The sequence below is a fragment of the Acinetobacter sp. S40 genome, from assembly GCF_016624705.1.
Taxonomy (GTDB): domain Bacteria; phylum Pseudomonadota; class Gammaproteobacteria; order Pseudomonadales; family Moraxellaceae; genus Acinetobacter.
In genome coordinates, this window is record NZ_JACVTU010000004.1 from 27,127 (window position 1) to 46,386 (window position 19,260).

At 41.2% G+C, this 19,260-nt stretch carries 18 protein-coding genes; 5 read left to right on the forward strand and 13 right to left on the reverse strand.

The window, feature by feature from the left end; all coding sequences use genetic code 11:
- Positions 1-8: 8 nt before the first annotated feature.
- From IAE19_RS07435 to IAE19_RS07460, 6 genes are all read right to left on the reverse strand, one after another.
- Positions 9-1,409: a purine-cytosine permease family protein gene (locus IAE19_RS07435; protein WP_200460315.1), complete on the reverse strand. Its 1,401-nt coding sequence runs from the start codon at positions 1,407-1,409 to the stop codon at positions 9-11.
- Positions 1,410-1,727: 318 nt separating this feature from the next.
- The gene (gene tgnC / locus IAE19_RS07440; protein WP_200460316.1) at positions 1,728-3,197 is read right to left on the reverse strand and encodes a (Z)-2-((N-methylformamido)methylene)-5-hydroxybutyrolactone dehydrogenase; all 1,470 of its coding nucleotides are present in this window, start codon (positions 3,195-3,197) and stop codon (positions 1,728-1,730) included.
- Positions 3,198-3,207: 10 nt separating this feature from the next.
- The gene (gene tgnB, locus IAE19_RS07445) at positions 3,208-4,245 is read right to left on the reverse strand and encodes a flavin-dependent trigonelline monooxygenase oxygenase component (RefSeq protein ID WP_200460317.1); all 1,038 of its coding nucleotides are present in this window, start codon (positions 4,243-4,245) and stop codon (positions 3,208-3,210) included.
- Positions 4,246-4,247: 2 nt separating this feature from the next.
- Positions 4,248-5,180 carry a flavin-dependent trigonelline monooxygenase reductase component gene (tgnA, locus tag IAE19_RS07450; RefSeq protein WP_200460318.1) on the reverse strand — a complete coding sequence of 311 codons (933 nt, stop codon included), beginning with the start codon at positions 5,178-5,180 and terminating at the stop codon, positions 4,248-4,250.
- Positions 5,181-5,214: 34 nt separating this feature from the next.
- Complete coding sequence (locus tag IAE19_RS07455; protein ID WP_200460319.1) at positions 5,215-6,006, reverse strand: alpha/beta fold hydrolase; 792 nt, start codon at positions 6,004-6,006, stop codon at positions 5,215-5,217.
- On the reverse strand, positions 5,975-6,577 hold the full coding sequence (locus IAE19_RS07460) for an amino acid synthesis family protein (RefSeq protein ID WP_200460320.1): 603 nt from the start codon (positions 6,575-6,577) through the stop codon (positions 5,975-5,977). The genes IAE19_RS07455 and IAE19_RS07460 overlap by 32 nt, the downstream gene beginning before the upstream one ends.
- A 151-nt stretch (positions 6,578-6,728) precedes the next feature.
- Here IAE19_RS07460 and IAE19_RS07465 point away from each other — a divergent pair, with 151 nt between their 5' ends.
- Together IAE19_RS07465 and IAE19_RS07470 are read left to right on the forward strand one after the other, a co-directional pair.
- On the forward strand, positions 6,729-7,391 hold the full coding sequence (locus tag IAE19_RS07465) for a GntR family transcriptional regulator (protein ID WP_200460321.1): 663 nt from the start codon (positions 6,729-6,731) through the stop codon (positions 7,389-7,391).
- 52 nt (positions 7,392-7,443) lie between these two features.
- Positions 7,444-7,731, forward strand: a complete 288-nt coding sequence (locus tag IAE19_RS07470) for a DUF1330 domain-containing protein (RefSeq protein ID WP_200460322.1) — start codon at positions 7,444-7,446, stop codon at positions 7,729-7,731.
- 183 nt (positions 7,732-7,914) lie between these two features.
- Here IAE19_RS07470 and IAE19_RS07475 read toward each other — a convergent pair whose 3' ends face one another.
- The 5 genes from IAE19_RS07475 to IAE19_RS07495 all read right to left on the reverse strand — a co-directional run bounded on the left by IAE19_RS07475 (position 7,915) and on the right by IAE19_RS07495 (position 13,878).
- Entirely contained in the window at positions 7,915-9,213 is a 1,299-nt protein-coding gene (locus tag IAE19_RS07475) for a DcaP family trimeric outer membrane transporter (protein WP_200460323.1), read from the reverse strand.
- Positions 9,214-9,332: 119 nt separating this feature from the next.
- On the reverse strand, positions 9,333-10,988 hold the full coding sequence (gene aliA / locus IAE19_RS07480) for a cyclohexanecarboxylate-CoA ligase (RefSeq protein WP_200460324.1): 1,656 nt from the start codon (positions 10,986-10,988) through the stop codon (positions 9,333-9,335).
- 123 nt (positions 10,989-11,111) lie between these two features.
- Positions 11,112-12,269: a cyclohexanecarboxyl-CoA dehydrogenase gene (aliB, locus tag IAE19_RS07485; protein WP_200460325.1), complete on the reverse strand. Its 1,158-nt coding sequence runs from the start codon at positions 12,267-12,269 to the stop codon at positions 11,112-11,114.
- A 12-nt stretch (positions 12,270-12,281) separates the two neighbouring features.
- Positions 12,282-13,064: a 2-ketocyclohexanecarboxyl-CoA hydrolase gene (badI, locus tag IAE19_RS07490; protein WP_200460326.1), complete on the reverse strand. Its 783-nt coding sequence runs from the start codon at positions 13,062-13,064 to the stop codon at positions 12,282-12,284.
- Positions 13,065-13,110: 46 nt separating this feature from the next.
- Positions 13,111-13,878, reverse strand: coding sequence for a glucose 1-dehydrogenase (locus IAE19_RS07495; RefSeq protein WP_200460327.1), 768 nt, complete (start codon positions 13,876-13,878; stop codon positions 13,111-13,113).
- A 378-nt stretch (positions 13,879-14,256) separates the two neighbouring features.
- Here IAE19_RS07495 and IAE19_RS07500 point away from each other — a divergent pair, with 378 nt between their 5' ends.
- The 3 genes from IAE19_RS07500 (at position 14,257) to IAE19_RS07510 (ending at position 16,756) form a co-directional block, all read left to right on the forward strand.
- Positions 14,257-14,766 carry a MarR family winged helix-turn-helix transcriptional regulator gene (locus IAE19_RS07500; RefSeq protein WP_200460492.1) on the forward strand — a complete coding sequence of 170 codons (510 nt, stop codon included), beginning with the start codon at positions 14,257-14,259 and terminating at the stop codon, positions 14,764-14,766.
- Positions 14,767-14,927: 161 nt separating this feature from the next.
- Positions 14,928-16,136, forward strand: a complete 1,209-nt coding sequence (locus tag IAE19_RS07505) for a DUF1615 domain-containing protein (protein WP_200460328.1) — start codon at positions 14,928-14,930, stop codon at positions 16,134-16,136.
- Complete coding sequence (locus tag IAE19_RS07510; protein ID WP_200460329.1) at positions 16,103-16,756, forward strand: HAD-IB family hydrolase; 654 nt, start codon at positions 16,103-16,105, stop codon at positions 16,754-16,756. Before IAE19_RS07505 ends, IAE19_RS07510 begins: the two co-directional genes overlap by 34 nt.
- 22 nt (positions 16,757-16,778) lie before the next feature.
- Here IAE19_RS07510 and proB read toward each other — a convergent pair whose 3' ends face one another.
- Together proB and cgtA are read right to left on the reverse strand one after the other, a co-directional pair.
- The gene (proB, locus tag IAE19_RS07515) at positions 16,779-17,912 is read right to left on the reverse strand and encodes a glutamate 5-kinase (RefSeq protein ID WP_200460493.1); all 1,134 of its coding nucleotides are present in this window, start codon (positions 17,910-17,912) and stop codon (positions 16,779-16,781) included.
- 74 nt (positions 17,913-17,986) lie between these two features.
- The gene (cgtA, locus tag IAE19_RS07520) at positions 17,987-19,213 is read right to left on the reverse strand and encodes an Obg family GTPase CgtA (RefSeq protein ID WP_200460330.1); all 1,227 of its coding nucleotides are present in this window, start codon (positions 19,211-19,213) and stop codon (positions 17,987-17,989) included.
- Positions 19,214-19,260: the final 47 nt, after the last annotated feature.

Below are 19,260 nucleotides of genomic sequence, written 5' to 3' on the forward strand. Positions count from 1 at the left end.
TGTCATGTTTAAAGTTGTGCATTGGTATTTAATGCTGGAGAGCTACATTTAATCTTTCCTAAATTAAAGAGGTAGTACACAACAAAACTTACCACCAAACCGATCACCCATGAAATATCCACATCTGGAATCATATTGGCGAAAGGCCCAGTGAAAAATGCATTGGTTAGAAATGGGATTTGCACCACAATTCCAATAAAATAAGCGATGAGTGCTTTAGCATTAAATTTTCCATAAATACCGCCATCCTGAGCAAAAATGGATTGAATATCATAAGATTTCTTATTAACGACATAGAAATCTAAAAGATTAATAGACACCCAAGGCACCAAAATAAACAATAAGGCGAAAATGACATTTAGGAAAAAGCTAATGAAATTGCTTGAAGCCCAAAGCGCAGTAAATGTCGCAAGAATTAATACAACAATAGACAGCGTAATGCGCACATTTTTACTTGGCATCCATTTTCCAGCAAACGTCTGAATCGAGGTAATACAGGATAAAACCGCACCATACAGATTCATGGCATTATGACCAATGATGTTGCATAAAAATAAAATCATCAGGATATAACCAAATACGCCTGTACCTGATTTAACAGCTTCCATTGCATCTGTGCTAGATCCAATACTTACCGCCACCGTACCGAAACTCATCGCGAAGATAGTTCCAAGTGATGCACCCAAATAGGTATAAATAAAAGGCTTATAAATCCCAATGCTTTTTGGCAAATATCTAGAATAATCAGAGGTATAAGGTGAGAAACTAATTTGCCATACTGCACATAGGCCAAACATGGCAAACCAACCTTTCAGATTGAAAGAGCCTTTTGCCAAAACATCAGCATTGATATGTGGAATCATGATCATCAATCCGATCAGCAAGGAGCCTCCCATAAACCACGTGCCAATCTTGTTAAACTTATGAATCAGGTGATAACCAACAATACCAATGGTGGTTGCTGCAATAGCTCCAATCACGGTAGCAGTGGGAACAGGAATAGCGGGAACCACTGTATGCAGTGTTTTGCCAGACAAAATAATATTAGAAATAAAGAAACCGAGGTAAATCAGAGTAGTAAACAACACCACCAATAATGCACCGTAACGCCCAAACTGTGCGCGACTTTGTATCATTTGTGGAATGCCCACTTGTGGCCCTTGTGCAGACGTCAGGGCCAGAATAGCCGCACCAAAGAAATGCCCGCAGCAAATAGCCACTAAAGCACTGATCAGACTTAAATTAAAGGTCAACATCGACATCGCACCTGTAATTACAGCGAGTGGCGCAATGTTGGTACAGAACCAGAGGGTAAATAGATCCCGCACTTTCCCATGACGTTCTGTTGGATCAACATAATCAATTGAATGACTTTCTATGGCGAAAGCATTTTTTTCATTTTGGCTCATATCCTTAATCTCTCTTTGAGGAATTCATTTTCCTCAATATCAGTATTAGTGAGAGTAAACTTAGGTCTCGCAACCTGCCCGATCAGCGCCATATCCAGATGACCTGATCTCTATTTTTTAACTCTTACACACTGGCTTTTAGCAATTTCGGGAAAGAAATGGCAAAAAAAGATAAAGTGAATATGGTCGGTGCATTTTAAAGGCCCAACAATAACCATCTTTTTAAACCACGATTCAATTTATAGAATGCTAAAATTCAATATCTTTATAGATTCATCCCTGAACTTAAAACCAGAGTTCCTTTTCCTTCACGATGCGTTATCGCATCACAAAGGGATCATCAATCGGTTGATCTGAAGTACGTAACCACACCGTTTTGGTAGTGGTATAGTCCAGCACCGCATCCGCTCCGCCCTCACGACCATGACCAGACAAACCATGACCACCAAAAGGTGCAAGTGGTGACACCGCGCGGTAAGTATTTAACCAAACAATCCCTGACTGAATCGCTTGGGTCATACGATGCGCGCGACTTAAATTATTGGTAAATACGCCAGCAGCAAGCCCATAAGGAGTGTTATTGGCTTTCTCGATCGCTTCGGCTTCAGTTTCAAAACTTACGACTGACAGCACTGGTCCAAATAATTCGGTCATGACGCAGTCCGCATGAGGCACCTCACTACAGTCCAGAATCGTTGGCGGATAGTAATAGCCTTGTCGATCTAGTGATTTACCACCTGTAAGCAGTTTTGCACCTTGCTGAATAGAATTTGCCACCACCTGTTCAATTTTTTCGCGTTGGCGTAATGTACATAGGGGGCCATATTCAGTTGACATATCATCAGGTAAACCAATCTTAATGCTTTGTACTCGTTCAACTAAACGCTGCACAAACTCATCTTTGATACTCGCTTCAATCAATAAACGCGAACCCGCGACACAACTTTGTCCAGTGGCTGCAAAGATTGCAGCGACCTGTGCATTGACGGCGCTTTGTAGGTCTGCATCTGCAAATACGATAAATGGAGACTTTCCACCTAGTTCAAGCGACACTTTGGCAAGATTATTTGCTGAATTACGTACGATATGACGTGCAGTTTCAGGGCCACCTGTAAATGCCACATGCGCTACATCTGGATGACTACTCAGCACCGCGCCACATTCTGGACCAAAACCAGTGATGACATTCACGACACCGGCAGGAAAACCAGCTTGATGTACCAGACGAGCAAAGGCAAGTAAAGGAGCTGGGCCTTCTTCCGAAGCTTTTAGGACCACGCTACAACCCGCAGCGAGTGCCGGCCCAACTTTGACCGCAGACAAAAATAATTGACTGTTCCAAGGAACAATCGCCGCAACGACACCTACAGGTTCACGGATGGTCCATGCTTGCATATCTGGCTTGTCGATCGGTAAATAACTTCCTTCAAGCTTATCTGCAATTCCTGCATAATAGCGATAGTATTCCGCCACATACGCAATTTGACTGGAAGTTTCACGAATGATTTTGCCCGTATCACTGGTTTCATACTGAGCCAGTTCTGGTGCAGCTTTTTCGATTAAATCTGCGAGTTTATACAGCAATTTACCCCGTTGAGACGCAGTTAAACCAGCCCATGCAGCATTTTGCATTGCTTGTGAAGCGGCATTTACAGCACGATTTACTTCATCTCTACGTGCTTCGGGCATTTTTGCCCAAACTTGGCCTGTTGCTGGATTGATACTGTCAAATTGTGCAGCACCATCTTCAAACTGACCATTAATGTACAACTGGAATTGAGAAGTCATGTCTTCTCTCCTATGCAAATGCGGGCATCACTTCATTGATCATACGTTCTAATGAGGCTTTTTTACGTTCAAAGCTCATGCCTGTATCAATCCAGAATGAATATTCGTTATAACCCATTGCTTCATATGCTTTTAAGCGATCTATAACTTCCTGCGACTGCCCGATTACATTATTTTTACGCATAGCTTCTGCGCTATAAAATGGATGTGCGGCAATTTCATCTTCGCTTAACGGTGCAATTAAACCCTGACTAATTTCGCGCTCGTTTTTAAACCATGCTCCGAAATAATTGTAGAACACATTTATTTCGTCAGCAGCCAATTGGGCATCTTCTTCACTATCCGCAACATAAGTATGACGCAGTAACATGATTTCAGGACGTGGCACATCAGCAAACTTCTCACACGCCGCATTAAAATGTCCCATCAATTTTTCAACTTCGTCATCACCAAAATGCAATGGAGTAACCTGTACATTACAGCCATTTTGTACTGCAAATTCATGGCTGTTTGGATCACGTGCCGCGACCCAGATTGGAGGATACGGTTGTTGTAGAGGTTGCGGTGCAGAGGTCGTTTTGGGAAATTGCCAAAACTCACCGTTATGTTCGTAATCACCTTTCCACAAATTTTTAATGGCTGGAATCATTTCACGTAAACGCTGTCCCGCACTCCAAGCATCCATGCCCGGAACCATGCGTTCATATTCAAATGAGTACGCACCACGTGCAATCCCAATATCCAGACGGCCATTGGTAATAATATCTGTCATGGCTGCTTCACCAGCCAATTTGATCGGATGCCAAAAAGGTGCAACTACTGTTCCAGTACCCAAACGCACATGTTGAGTTTTGTTGGCAATATCAACCAAATTAATAAATGGATTAGGTGCAATGGTAAAATTCATAGCATGATGCTCACCTGTCCAGATTGCATGCATACCGCCACGGTCGGCAATCTGACAAAGCTCGATCATTTCATCATAAAGCTGTTTCTGCGTTTGCTGATCAGAAACACGTTCCATGTGTACAAATAATGAAAAACGCATGGTTAAACTTCCTCTTTAACAATTTGACGAACCGTACCGCTGGTTTGATTACCGTAATAAACACCATAGGTTTTTAGATAATTTTCTTTACGATAACGCATTAACATGCTTTGCAAAGCGCTATCAACAAACGTAAGCTTTTCAAGATCATTTAAATCGACAAATTGACCTTTATGTGCGGTTGGAACAGGGGTGTTACATAAGAATGCGATATATTGTTGTTGAGTGGTCACATCATCATAGACGGAATAAATAAAGCTCGGCGAAGCTTCAGGTTGATAAGCAGCAAAGATTTTTTCCAGCGCTTTTTCTGCACCATCTTTATCTACAACCAAATGTGGTAGAGTCCATTTTTGATCTGAAGTCTGTTCAAGCAAAATCTGATTTTCGTGCCCAATAAGCGTCATCATCATGACTTTCATACTTGAAATGACATCGGTAGATGATTTTGCTGGTGTAAAATATGCGCCACGGTAATACCCCAGACCCGCAAAACCTGCTGAAGCAAAATTTTCTACTTTTCCAATTAGAATCGCATGGTCACCCGCATCAACTATTTGATAAGTAGTGCAATCAAACCATGCGCTCACACCATCAATTAACGGATTCTGATTTTCACTTTTCGACCATGCAAAATTGGCAAAGCGGTCATCACTTGGTCGAGCAAAAGTATTGGAAACATCTTTTTGCTCTTCCGCCAAAATGTTAATCGCAAAGTGTGACGCATGGGCAAAATTGTCATAATTGCTTGATGTCTTGGCAATGCTTACCAGAAGCAAGGCTGGGTCCAAAGACACCGAAGCAAAAGAGTTGGCTGTAAAACCTAATGGTGTTCCATCATCTTTACACGTAGTGACTACCGTTACGCCTGTCATAAATGATCCAAAGGCATCACGTAGTTCACGTATTTTATTGACACTTTCCATTTCGCTCATTTTCATATTCCTTCATCAATGAATGTGTAACCATCTAAATGCTGGTTTCTAACCACGCTTGCATGGCACGATTTACTTGATCGGGTGCAGTCAAATTCACCATATGTCGCTCATTTTCAATCACGACTGCTTTACCATGGAGAGCCTGATTTGCCATTTTAACCGCCATTTCAGCAGTAGAGTTCGGATCTCCTGTCCCTGTTAAGATTAGGGCTGGACAGGCGATTCTGGCCCATTCATCTGCATAAATTGCATCACCTTTTGCAAAGGCTGAATAAGCTGTTGCATAACCAGACATGTCAACATTTTCTAACCATGACTTCACTTTAAGTGCAGCCTGACGTTCAATCTCACGGTCACCAAACCAGCGTTGTAATGGTGTTTCAATATCAATATGACCTGTTTTTAACTCTTCAGCTCTTTGAATGACTGCATCTTTGGCCTCTGAGGTACGTTTATACACACCATTGAGCACCGCCATTCTTTTGACCAAATCTGGACGAGTAGCACTGACACCCGTGGTAATTAGCGACCCCATAGAATGGCCTGCCAAATTTACAGCCCCTATATTTAGGGCAGTAATGAATTCAATTGCCCAGTTTACAAAATCCTGTAATTGAGCATCGTCAGCCAGTTTAGTACTTTGCCCATGACCTGGCATATCGACAGAAATCACCCGGTAATGTTTGGAGAAATATTCAATTTGTGGATACCATGCTTCCGCCTGCATACCCACACCATGAATCAGCACTAACGGTTCGCCGTTACCCTGCTCAAAATAATGAGCGATACGATTATTTGACAGCTGCTGGGTTTTCGAGATCATGACCTAATTCCTTTAAATCCTGATAACGGTCACCAATACGATGATGAGGACGACCACCAGTTGCTGCACCAATCACCACCACTAGCTCATCTGCCGCAGGTGCATCTGGAATTGCAAACTGTAAGGTTAAATAATGAGAACGACGTCCTTCGTCATTTTTATCCATCATTGGAATAAAAATCGGTGCATTCGCAGGGCCGCGCGTATTATTAAAGGCCAGATAAGATTTCGCACCCACTGCACTGCGGTAGGTATTACCAAAATGTAAGGTGTGAATTAATGCAGAGGCATGTTCAAGTTCACCATCCAAACCGACCACTGCACATTTACCAAATGCTTCAACGGCCTCACCTGAACCAATTTCATCAATAATCAGTTTGGTTAAATGCTCACTTAAAATAGGTGCAATACGACGGATTTCAGGAGTCAAGTTTTCAACATACCCCTGACCTGCCCACGGGTTTTTAATAACCGCAGCTGCTGCGACCATTTTTAAAGGTTTTGATGCTTCTTTACCGCCATCGACATAAGTCGTTTCAACGTGAAGTACTGTTTTACGGATTAGATTCATGGCATTTCCTTGCGGGTGAATTTATCTTCAACTTGTATTATGGTATACCATAATACATAATGAAAAAAAAGCAAGAGTTTGCTATGCTCTTTTTAGATAAAAGAGATGTAACAAAAATTGCATAATGAAATTGGGAATGAATTAGTTATTTATGAATCTTAAAATTGAAAATCCGCCCGTTACCCTACGCGAACTCTGCTTAGGGAAAGTCCGAAATGCCATTATTACGGGTTACTTTCCTTCAGGCAAAAGGCTGGTTGAAAGAACGCTATGTGAAGAACTAGGAGTTAGTCGCTCTGTAGTGCGTGAAGTAATTCGCTATCTTGAAGCAGAAGGGTTGGTGGAAATTTTACCGAATAAAGGCCCAATTGTTTCCCTACTTAATTGGGAAATTGCGTCTCAAATCTACGAGATTCGACTCTTATTAGAGCAAAGTGCCGTTGCAGATTGCACCAAAAATCTCACCGAACAAACCAGTAATACCCTTAAAGAATTGCTGTCAGAACTTGAGCAAGCTTTTGCTCATGATGATATTAATTTGATTATTTCAACCTCGGCAAAATTGTACGAAACTATTTTTACAACGGCTAAACACCAGATTGCCTGGGAGGTAGTACAACGTTTGAATGGTCGAATTAGCCGGCTTCGAGCGATGACAATGAAATCAACTCAACGTGAAATTTCAGGTTATCAACGCATTAAAAATATGTGTGAAGCAATTTATTTATATAAGGATCCTGAAAAAGCAAAACAAGCAGTCGCTGAGCATATTGCCGAAGCTGCGGCAGTTGCGAAAAAGATTCTAAACAGTTAATTCCCTGTTAAATAAAAATTTACGAGCCACTTTACACGAAGGAAGGAAACCAATGTCTGCTTACTGGATTGCCCATGTCACCATCCATGATTTAGAACAATATAAACAATATATGGCTTTGGCTCCTTTAGCCTTTGAAAAGTATGGCGCTAAATTTCTTGCTCGCGGTGGCGAATCCATCATTTTGGAAGGGCCAGTTTACCAACGACAAGTAGTGATTGAGTTTGTCGATATGGCCACTGCACAAGCTTGTTATCATTCGGAAGAATACACCAAAGCCAGAGCTGCACGTCAAGGTTGCGCCGAAGTCATGATTAGTATTGTTGAAGGTTTACTTTAATCGAGAAAAAAACCAATTTAGATGATCAATAAAACGCCTGACCTCGAACATCATTTTTAATGCGTTTTATTAAAATAAAAACACAGTATTTAACACTGTGTTTTTATTTAAGATTAAATCTGATATCGGATAAAATATTGAACATTTTGCCTGTAAAAACTAATTCAATATCATCTTTTTATTTTAGAAATCATAAATTGCAGTGACATTCACACGGTTATCTATCCCTTTTTGATCTGCAAAAGTTTTACGTTCCCCATACATATATTCAAGTCCAAAATTGACAGGTTTTACAGGGTTGTAAAAAATATTGATCCATCCTTCTTTTAGTTCTTTATTTTGCGTAGAGTCATTGCGTACCAATTGTGCGAAACTATTGTCATCATTTGCCAGCATATAACCAAAACCAAGTGTTGAACGGATTTTTGGAGTAAATTGGTGAGTAAGTCCTACAGTAAGCGTATCAAATTCATTTGGTTTCATTTTTTCATTGGCATCAAAAACATACGCATAGTTTGACCACAACACATTTTTGGTATCACCTTTAATATGATTATAGTCAAAGCGAAGTAATGTATCCGCGGTGATTTGATATTTCCCCCCTAAAGCCGCGCCCCACGATAAAAAATCATCGCCATTGCCAAAAGTAGTTGCCTTTTGAGTGAGAAATACACGCCCAGAAATTATAGAACCATTCTCAAATTTATAATTTAAACGACCTACAGCAGAAGGCATTTTTAATTTTGCATTTGGATCAGTTTTAAAGTCCTGTGTCCCAGATGTAGTCACTGTTTCAGCTTTTGGATCTTCTAGGCTTACCGCCAGATTCATATTTTTATCAATAGGATAACTATATTTAATTTGTGAAACACGTGTCAGCGAACCGCCCACCGATAAAGATGCATCTACAGTTTCAGGAAAATATTCTACTGCATTAAAGTTTGACCATGTTTGACCAACTAACCATTTGTCATACGTTAAATAGGCATGTCGGATACGGAAAGTATCTCGCCCTGTCCCGCCAAAAAAATCCATCTCAACTTTTCCACCTAAGCGATGGGCGCCCAGATTTGGAGTGGTAAAATTGAATCCGAAACGCGTCGCATTTAAAGTGCTTAGAAACTTATCCGAGTTATGTCCTTCATTTTCAGATCCTTTCAAAGGCACAGAGCTAATATAGTTATACATGGTATTAGGGCCTTTCATTTGATAAGTCCCATCTGCCCGTACATTTCCATATAATTCTAATTCTGCACCACCTTTGGTCACCATATGTTTTAGATCCAATGGCGCTGATTTTGTTTGATTTTCCTTACTTTCTTGTTGTTGCGCTTGTTGCTCCATTTTGAGTTCCAACGCCTGAATCTGTTGTTTCAATTCAGCCAGTTGTTCTTCCATACTTTTGGCATGGCTAGGGAATGCAATCATGACCAACCCTAAACCAATTATATGCTGATAGATCAAACTACGTGACTTTTTCATAGCAAACTCCATTTTTAAGGCACAGAAATACGTCAATCTCAAAACTTTTTGTTTTAAAACTGTGCCGATTTAATCCGTATTTATTTTCCTAATAAGAGACTCAGGAAATTTTAAAAAAATTAGTTCAATGACGGTGCCTGTGTGGCAATCATTTCCCTCAGTTTAAATTTCTGGATTTTTCCAGAAGGTGTGGTTGGAATTTCATTCCAGACTTCAAGACGCTCAGGGATATATTGAATTGCCAGATTATGCTGTTTCAAAAAATCACTGACTTCTTTTAACTCGATGGATGTCCGATGCTCTTTGAGCTTAATGACGGCACAAGCACGCTCACCTAGCCGATCATCGGCATAAGCCACCAAGGCGACTACAGCAATATCAGGATGTTGATATAATAAAGATTCTATTTCTGCGACCGGAATATTTTCTCCGCCGCGGATAATCACGTCTTTATTACGTCCACAAATACGGATATACCCTTTCTCATCCTGATAGGCTAGATCGCCTGTTTCAAACCAGCCTTGTGCATCTGTATCATTCAAGTGCGGACGTTTGAGATAGCCTGCAAAACCTGAACAACTACGAATGACCAGACGTCCTGCTTCATTTGCTTGTTTTTGTATCCCATCCTCATCGAGAATTTTGACTTCAACTCCAGACAGTGGTAAACCATCCGTATTAAAAGAGCGCTCATCATCATCTTCTGGGCGGGTCATGGTAACCGCGCCGCATTCAGTCATTCCCCATGCAGAAATAACTTTGACTCCTAAACTTTCTCTAGCCTTTTGTACCAATGGACTCGGAATGGGCGCGCCAGCACACAGAAAAGTTTTTAGAGACTGTAGTTGGCGATGTGCCTGTGTATCTGAATTCGACAAATCATTTAGGAATGGTGTAGAAGCCATTGTAAACGTCACTTGATGTTTTTCAATTAATCTGGCGGCTTGCTGCACGTCCCACATATCCTGTAAAACGACTGTTGCCTTCAGTTCAACTGGCATGATTAAACCATACATAAAGCCAGTTTGATGCGCCATTGGAGACGCCATGAGAATCACGTCCTTTTCATTCAGATGTAACCGCTGTGCATAGGGAATGATATTGGCAAATAAAGTATTGGCCGTATGCATCACGCCTTTGGGTTCACCTGTTGTACCCGAGGTAAAAATTAACTGGGCAACGTCATCTGCGTTAATCTGAATATTGTTTAGCTGCTCTACTGCTTCTTGATTATTTTCAAGCTTATGATTAACCAGCAACTTCTCATAACTATTTGCATTTTCGCCGTTTACAACGATGATATGTTTCAAGCTTGGAATTTTGCTCTGAAGCTGATTGGCTAATGCTTCGTGATCAAAATTACGAAATTTTTGAGGAACAACGAAAACTTTGGACTCTGCATGTTTAAGCATAAATTCCAATTCGCGCTCACGAAAAATCGGCATTAAAGGATTAAGCACGGCCCCAATGCGTCGACAAGCAATATAAAGCAATGAAAATTCCCACCAATTTGGCAACTGACATGAGACAACATCCTGCTTTTTAACACCGAGCGCTTGAAGACCTAACGCAATTTTATTACTAACTTCCAATATTTCACGATAGCTAAAACGGGTTTCAGATTGATCAACTGTTTTAAAACTGATCAACCCAGTTTTATCTGGAAAAGATTTGACCGCTTCATTCAATGAATCCAGAATTGTTTTGTTATACCAAAAACCTTTTTCTAGCATTTTATCCCGACGTGACGGGATCAGAACCGTATCGAACTCCATTCTTCTCATCCTTTGTTATTATTTAAAGCTTTAAAGATTGCGCAATATCAATATATTTAAGCTTTATTCAAAACCTAAACATATTCCTTCTGAATATTGAACAATCTATTCTGCATCATTCTCTTATGCTGGAACGGCTTTGCGTCCTGCTTTATGACGGGCAATAATGGTTTTCATGATTTGCGCTGTCCCATCACCAATCTGAAACCCTAATACATCACGCAAACGTTGTTCCATCACACCACGGTCATATCCAGCATGCCCAAAGGTCAGTAAACATTGATGTACCACGTCATAAGCTAGTTTTGGCCCCCACCATTTACACATTCCGGCTTCTGAGGTATGCGGTAAATGCTGATCTTTAAGCCACAAGGTTTGCAGACAAAGTAAACGGGCCGCTTCGACCTGCGTTTCATAATCAGCTAAAGGATGAGAGACGCCCTGAAAAGCAGTTAAAGGCTTGCCAAAAGCTTCACGCTGTGCAGCATATTCCCAAGCTTCATCCAGTGAAACACGCGCAACCGCCAACACTTGCAAACCAATCAAAGCACGAGAAAAATCAAAGCCTTGCATGACTTGTACAAAACCTTTATTTTCTTCGCCTAAACGGTGATTTACTGGGACACGCACATTATCAAAGAAAATCGAACCACGACCAATCGCACGTTGTCCATGACAATCAAAACGTGTCGTACTAACGCCTGGTAAGTTCATCGGAACTAATAAAGCAGTGATACCATGCGCGCCAGACTCAATACTACCTGTACGTCCAAAAATGACAGATGCATCAGCTTGATCGGCTGCAGAGATGGAGGTTTTTTCCCCATTCAAAATATATTCATCGCCATCACGTTCAATTTTTAAGCGTAGATTTCCTGCATCCGAACCACCACGTGGTTCAGTTAACCCAATGGCAAAAATCGCTTCACCTGCAGTGAGCTTTTCTAGCCAAGGGCGTACAACTTCGGGATCTCCATGCTCTGCCAATATCTGACCATTTAAAGAAGCCAGCAAATTAACATAAGAGAAGCTTAAATCAGCCTTAGCAATGGCCTCATGAATCACACCTGCTGCCAGACGCCCCATACCCTGACCGCCATATTGCTCAGGTAATTCAGGTGCAATAAAGCCCATTTCACCCATCTTCTTGACCAGATCCCGATCAAACACACGGCTTTGATCTCGTTCTAAAAAACCGGGAGCAATAAACTTTTGAGCAAATTTATCGGCAGTTTCAGCCAAAAATTCCAAATCTTCCGTAATATAAGGATTTTTACTCATCTTGTTCACTCCTTACTTAAAGTATTTACGGAATTCAGGTTGACGCTTTTCTTTTAGCGCATTAACGCCTTCACGAGACTCTTCTGTGTCGTAATACAATTTCAACGCGTACATCCCCATACCCGCAATCCCTGCCTGATGTGCGGTATCCATATTGAAACTACGTTTGGCAATCGCTAGCGCAGTTGGGCTACGTTGGCAAAGTTCTTCGCCCCACACCTGTACTTCAGCATCTAATTGCTCGGCAGGAACACATTTATTGGCAAGACCAATTTCAACGGCTTCCTGACCTGAATAACGACGGCACATATACCAGATTTCACGAGCTTTTTTCTCACCGACTACACGTGCAAGAAATGCCGTACCATAACCAGGATCAACCGAACCCATCTTTGGTCCAACCTGACCAAAAATTGCTTTTTCAGAACAAATCGTTAAATCACAAATCGTAGCCAATACATTGCCACCACCAATCGCATAGCCTTGTACCCGAGCAATAACGGGTTTAGGAACATCACGAATACAGTTATGCAACTCTTCCATTGGCAGGCCAATAGTGCCGCGCCCGTCGTAGTTACCATCATGTGCAGACTGGTCACCACCAGTACAAAATGCTTTTTCACCCGCGCCTGTTAAGACAATAGCTCCCACTTCTCGATCATAACCTGCACGATTCATAGCCTTAATAATTTCATCACAAGTCTGACCACGAAAAGCATTCATTTTTTCGGGGCGGTTAATCGTGATCCATGCCACGCCATTTTTAACTTCGTATAAAATATCTTCAAAATTCATTTTATTTGTTCCTTTTCAATTTTTCTCAATCCAAATCTTGATTGTGTTAACCATTCATGGTTAGGCCACCCGACACACTTAATACTTGTCCCGTTATAAAGCTCGCATCATCACTCAAGAAAAAAGCAATGGATGAGGCTAAATCGTCAGGCTGCCCTAAACGACCTAATGGAATCGCACGGGTAAATGCTTCGCGTAATTTTTCTGGATTGGATGCGCCTTCTGTAACACCAGCCAACAATGCCGTGTCTGTTGGTCCCGGACAAATCACATTAATAGTAATATTATTACGTGAATGCTCTCTCGCCAGAGTTTTGGAGAAAGACAGTAGCCCCCCCTTACATGCGGCGTATACTGCTTCACCTGAAGAGCCGACACGCGCAGCATCCGATGCAATATTGACAATACGGCCTGCATTTTTTTCAATCATGAAGGGTAGAACTGCATGATGCATATTCAACATACCCACCAGATTAATCTGAATCAGTCGTTCCCATTCATTTGCATTAGTTTTGATAAAAGGCTTGAAAACATCCCAACCTGCGTTATTCACTAAACCATCAATTGAACCCAGTTCAGTCTGCGTCTTTTGTACGGCTTGATCTACAGCTTCACGGTTCGTGATATCACACTGTACGGCAACCGCTTGTCCATGGTTCGCTTGAATGTCTGCCACTAGAGATTCAGCAACTTGTAAATTCATATCAAATACCGCAACTTTTGCACCTTCCTGCGCAAGACGTTTACATGTAGCAGATCCAATTCCACCTGCACCACCCGTCACGATAATGACTTTGTCTTTTAGTCCTTTCATCTTCTTTCCTTTGTCCTTGTTATAAATTCAGCATAATTATTCGGCGGATTTATGTCAATACATTTACATATATTAAATTTTAAGATATTGAATTTAAAATTATAATCAATTATTTTAAATCATCATATTTACATAATATCCCAAAATACTTATATTTTTGATTAGTCAAAAATACCATTGGATAAGATTCAACTGATTCAGTTAAATAAACATGTGACTACGAGGGAATGAAATTGACGTTTCTGAAATCTAGGAAAACTCTGACGGACGGTAAGTATTTTTCTATAAAATTTGATTTAAAGGCCCCACACATGAATCTTTTGAATTCCCACTTTTAATTCAGGTATGATGCTCTAAGTAAGGATCTTTGAGATGCGAATGAATAACACACAAGAAAAAATGTATGATCCAGCTTTATATTCAATTCATAACCGATTGTTTTTTAGGTTATTCCAAGTAGGAAACTCTCTGGATCGACAATGTTTTAACCAGCTTGGAATTTCGCCGGTACACTGGTCGGTACTCGGTGCTTTATCACGCCCTCATGCTAAAACAGGAATGTCCTTTTCCGATTTAACTGAATATCTTGGGGTAAGTCGTCAAAATTTGACGCTTATCTTAAAACGTCTTGAACGTGATGGCTTTGTTGAACGCTTAATTGATCATCAGGATCGACGTGCAAAAAATGTAGCACTTACCGCATTAGGACATAAGAACTGGGAAAATTTGCAGGAACAAATTTTTAGTTTTTATCATCAGGCCATGGACGGAATTGCTTTTGATGATGCAGTAACGCTCATACATCTGCTAAATAAAGTAAATGAAGGCTTAAATAGGATCAAAATTGAAGATGTAAACACAAAGAGCCTTAACAACGCATTTGAATAACTTTAATAAAACTATTTCAAATCAATTAATTACTCAAAAAGTAAACAATGCTGATTTAAAATCAGAAAACACCACATGCATAATATTCATGCATTTTTCGATCAACATAGTATACTGCATCTGTTTTATTGCTCATCTTTTTATCAGGGTGCTTTGTTTGCATGAATACCCCCTTTAAATCTGGTTTATACCTAAAGTCATTCAGCACGATTGTATTAAGTCTGGTGTTGGCTGGATGTGGTGATGGTAATTGGTGGTCGCATAAGGATGAACCTGAATTTAAAGCTGAGCAAATTAAACGTGTGATTCCTACGCGTGTGAGTGGCCGTGAATCATGGGCAAATGATATCGATGATATTATGGGAAAATTAGGTATTCCCAAAACTAAAGAGAATGTATGCAGCATTATTGCTGTGGTTGATCAAGAGTCTAATTTCGTTGCAGACCCAGTCGTTCCTGGGCTAGGTGAAAAAGCAGTTAAGGAAGTCAATACACGTCTAAATGAAAAGTTTGAAGAAAAATTAGGAACCACTATTGGCGGTCAAGTGGCAGGTTATTTTGAGGATGTCCTTAAAAATCAGCCGTCTCCAGATAATAATTATATGAGCCAAATGCGTAAAGTCCGCACGGAGCGTGATCTGGATTTACTTTATCGTCAAATTTTTGATTTTATGGCGAGTCATTATCATGTCAGTGCTTTAACTGGAGCGGCCAAATTAGTAGGGCAAGATATTGGCGAAAAAATGAATCCAATTACTACGTTAGGTTCTATGCAAGTCTTGATTACTTACGCACAGGATCACAAACGTTCTCGTATGAATACCAATGAATTGCGTGACGATTTATATACACAATATGGTGGTTTATATTACGGTATCCATCGTTTGATGATGTATCCTGCCGATTATGATAAGTCGATTTATCGATTTGCTGATTATAATTCTGGTATGTATTCTAGCCGTAATGCGGCTTTTCAAAGTATGCTAAATGATTTAACACCAAAAGAACTGGATTTGGATGGCGATTTACTGCTTTACAATAAAGATGGTAGTCCCCGCGCTGTACTCAGTCAATCTGAGAAAGAACTTATCTCTGTCTTTGCGCAAAATAACGTGTTAGTTACACCTCGGCAAATTCGCTCAGACCTGAAAAAAGAGAAAGAGAAATCTTTTGAAGATACCCAAACTTATATAGCGGTTAAAAAATTGTATAAGGCAAAAACTGGTAAAGAACCAATTTATGCCATCATGCCGCAAGTCATTATTTCTGGACCAAAATTAAGTCGAGATTACAACACCAACTGGTTTGCCTCCCGAGTCAATGGAAGATATGAAACATGTATGCAACGAGCGAAACGAATAAAAATATAAATCTCGCCCTGTTTGATTTTGATGGAACACTCTGTACTAAAGATAGTTTCACTGGTTTTATTTTTTATACTTTATCTAAAAGGCATATCATGCGTAAGGGTCTGAAGATTCTTCCGTGGATTCAGGCCTATTATTTAAAACTTTATCCCGCTGATGCCATGCGCGCCAAGCTTTTTACCACGATGTTTAAAGGCAATTCAGCAGAACAATTACAACAATTGGGGCAGGACTATGCCAAGACTTTGCTTAAAAGCCTAGATTCACAATTGCTACAGCGCCTATTACAGCATCAGTCACAAGGCGATAAAGTGGTTTTGGTTTCTGCTTCGATCGATTTATATTTAAAACCAGTTTGTGAACTTCTCAATATCGATCTGATCTGTACACAAGTTGAGATCCTTAATGGAATAATTACGGGCGAATATTCTACACCCGACTGTAGTTCTGAACAGAAAAAAATCAGAATTCATAACGCTTATCATCTCAATGATTACGCCCATGTATACGCTTATGGCAACAGCTATGAAGATTTAGAAATGTTTAGCTTGGCAGATAGCTGTTATATGGTCGGAGAAGATCAACAGCTACCTCGACTCGCAGATGTAAAAAAACTCGCCTAAGCGAGTTTTTTATTTTTTAACCTTAGTAAATCGCCATATGGTTGCGATGAATCATTTCCAGTGAACGCGCTTCGCCTAAAACTTGATAAACCTTATCAGATGCTAATCCTTTGATAATATCGGCCGATTGCGAACTAAAATTTACCCGCCCTACCGCAATCCGCTTTCCAGACTTATCGACACATTCAACGACATCACCACGATCAAAATGCCCTTCAACAGTTTTGACACCAACAGGCAATAAACTACGATGACGTTCTTTAATTGCGTCTACAGCACCATCATCAATAATCAAACGGCCTGCAGTTTGTAAATGTGCCGCTAACCACTGTTGATGCGCCGTCATACGATCTTTATCCGTACTGAATAAAGTGCCGAGCATTTCACCTGCCATTAAACGCGACAAAACATGATCACTTTCACCACTAGCAATGAGCGTTGGACAGCCCGATTTAGCCGCAAGGCGCGCAGCACGAACTTTAGTGACCATGCCTCCTCGTCCTAGTACGCCGCCACCGCCCGCCATTTCGAACAAACTATCATCTAAAGCACGAACTTCAGTCAATAATTTCGCGTCAGGGTTACTACGTGGATCAGAATCAAACATACCTTGCTGATCCGTTAATATAATCAACAAATCCGCATGTACTTGCCCCGCAACCATTGCCGCCAACGTATCATTATCACCAAAACGAATTTCATCGGTTGAAACCGTATCATTTTCATTGATGACGGGAATCACACGCCAGTCAATCAAATTTTGTAATGCATCACAAGAGTTAAGATAACGCCGACGATCTGCCAGATCATCATGAGTCAGAAGAACTTGTGCAGTTTGAATGCTATGTTTTTCCAGCACACTCGACCACGTATGGATCAAGCCCATTTGGCCAATAGCTGCACAAGCTTGCAGACTGGGTAGATCGGTGGGTCGACTCGACAGCTTCATGCGCACCATCCCTTCAGCCACAGCACCAGAGGACACTAAAATAATTTCATGTCCAGCAGTATGTAGATTGGCAATTTGAGTTGCCCAATGCGAAATTGCATCTAAATCTAAACCTTGCCCATTTGCTGTGAGTAGAGAGGATCCGATTTTAACAACGATTCGTTTACACTCATTGAGCTGACGTTGCCCATCCACCACTTCTATCATGTTTTCCTCAAATTGCTTTCCATCTTGCGAAGCCACATCACCTCACAGGAGGAATGAAAGGGGTTGTGAAAAGTCTAATCACGCACGTAGATACTTTCTACATCGTTATCATCATCTTCGTCATCGAAGTCATCATCGTCTTCACCAGCCAGTAAGCCTTCCAGACGCTGGGCTCGGCGCATGGCACGATATGCTTCTTTTGCCGCGATAGTTTGTTCACGTGTTTCAGCCTCAAGCTGTTCACGGAATGCTTTAACTTCTGCTGCGTACTCTGGATCTTCAACTTCACGCTCGCGTTGTTGCTCAATTTGATCCATGAGGTAATACACTACAGGTTTAGTGCCTTCTTCCAATAAGCCAGAGGTTTTAAAGACCGGCCCTGTCCACTGCAACTCATCAATAATGTGCTGACACCATTCATCACGGCTGTCTTCATCCAATTGATCGAGTTTATTAAGAACCAATACGATCGGTAGTTTCGCCAGTGTCGGAGAAAATTTCTCCAACTCTGCGATAATTGCTCTGGCATTATGCGCAGGGTCTGAACCATCGATCGGTTGTACATCCACGATATGCAACAAAATACGTGTACGTGCCAAGTGTTTTAGAAAGCGAATGCCGAGCCCAGCCCCTTCTGCTGCGCCTTCAATCAAACCTGGAATATCGGCCATGACAAAAGAACGATGACGATCGGCATCGACCACACCTAAATTTGGCACCATAGTCGTAAACGGATAATCAGCCACTTTCGGTTTGGCTGCACTTACGGCACGAATAAAGGTCGATTTACCTGCATTTGGCATGCCTAGCAAACCAACATCAGCCAGTACTTTTAACTCTAAACGAATTTCACGGAATTCGCCTTTTACACCCGTAGTGAATTTACGAGGTGCACGGTTAGTCGATGATTTAAAATGGGTGTTACCCAAACCACCATCACCCCCATGTGCCACCAAAACACGCTGACCATCTTTGACCAGATCGCCAATAATATCGCCTGAATCTGTATCGACAATCGTGGTACCTACGGGAACCTTTAAAATAACATCGTCACCGCCACGGCCTGAGCAGTTCGCACCTGAACCATTCTTTCCACGCTCTGCACGGAATTTTCGAGTATAACGAAAGTCGACCAGTGTACCGGTATCATCATCAGCCTGAATATACACGCTACCCCCACGACCACCATCGCCGCCATCAGGTCCACCAAACGGTACAAATTTTTCACGGCGAAAACTGGCTACGCCATTGCCACCGTCGCCAGCCTCTACGGTAATGACTGCTTCATCAACAAAGCGCATGTGCCAATCCTCTGAAATCTCTAAAAACCGCCTATTCTGCCATATTT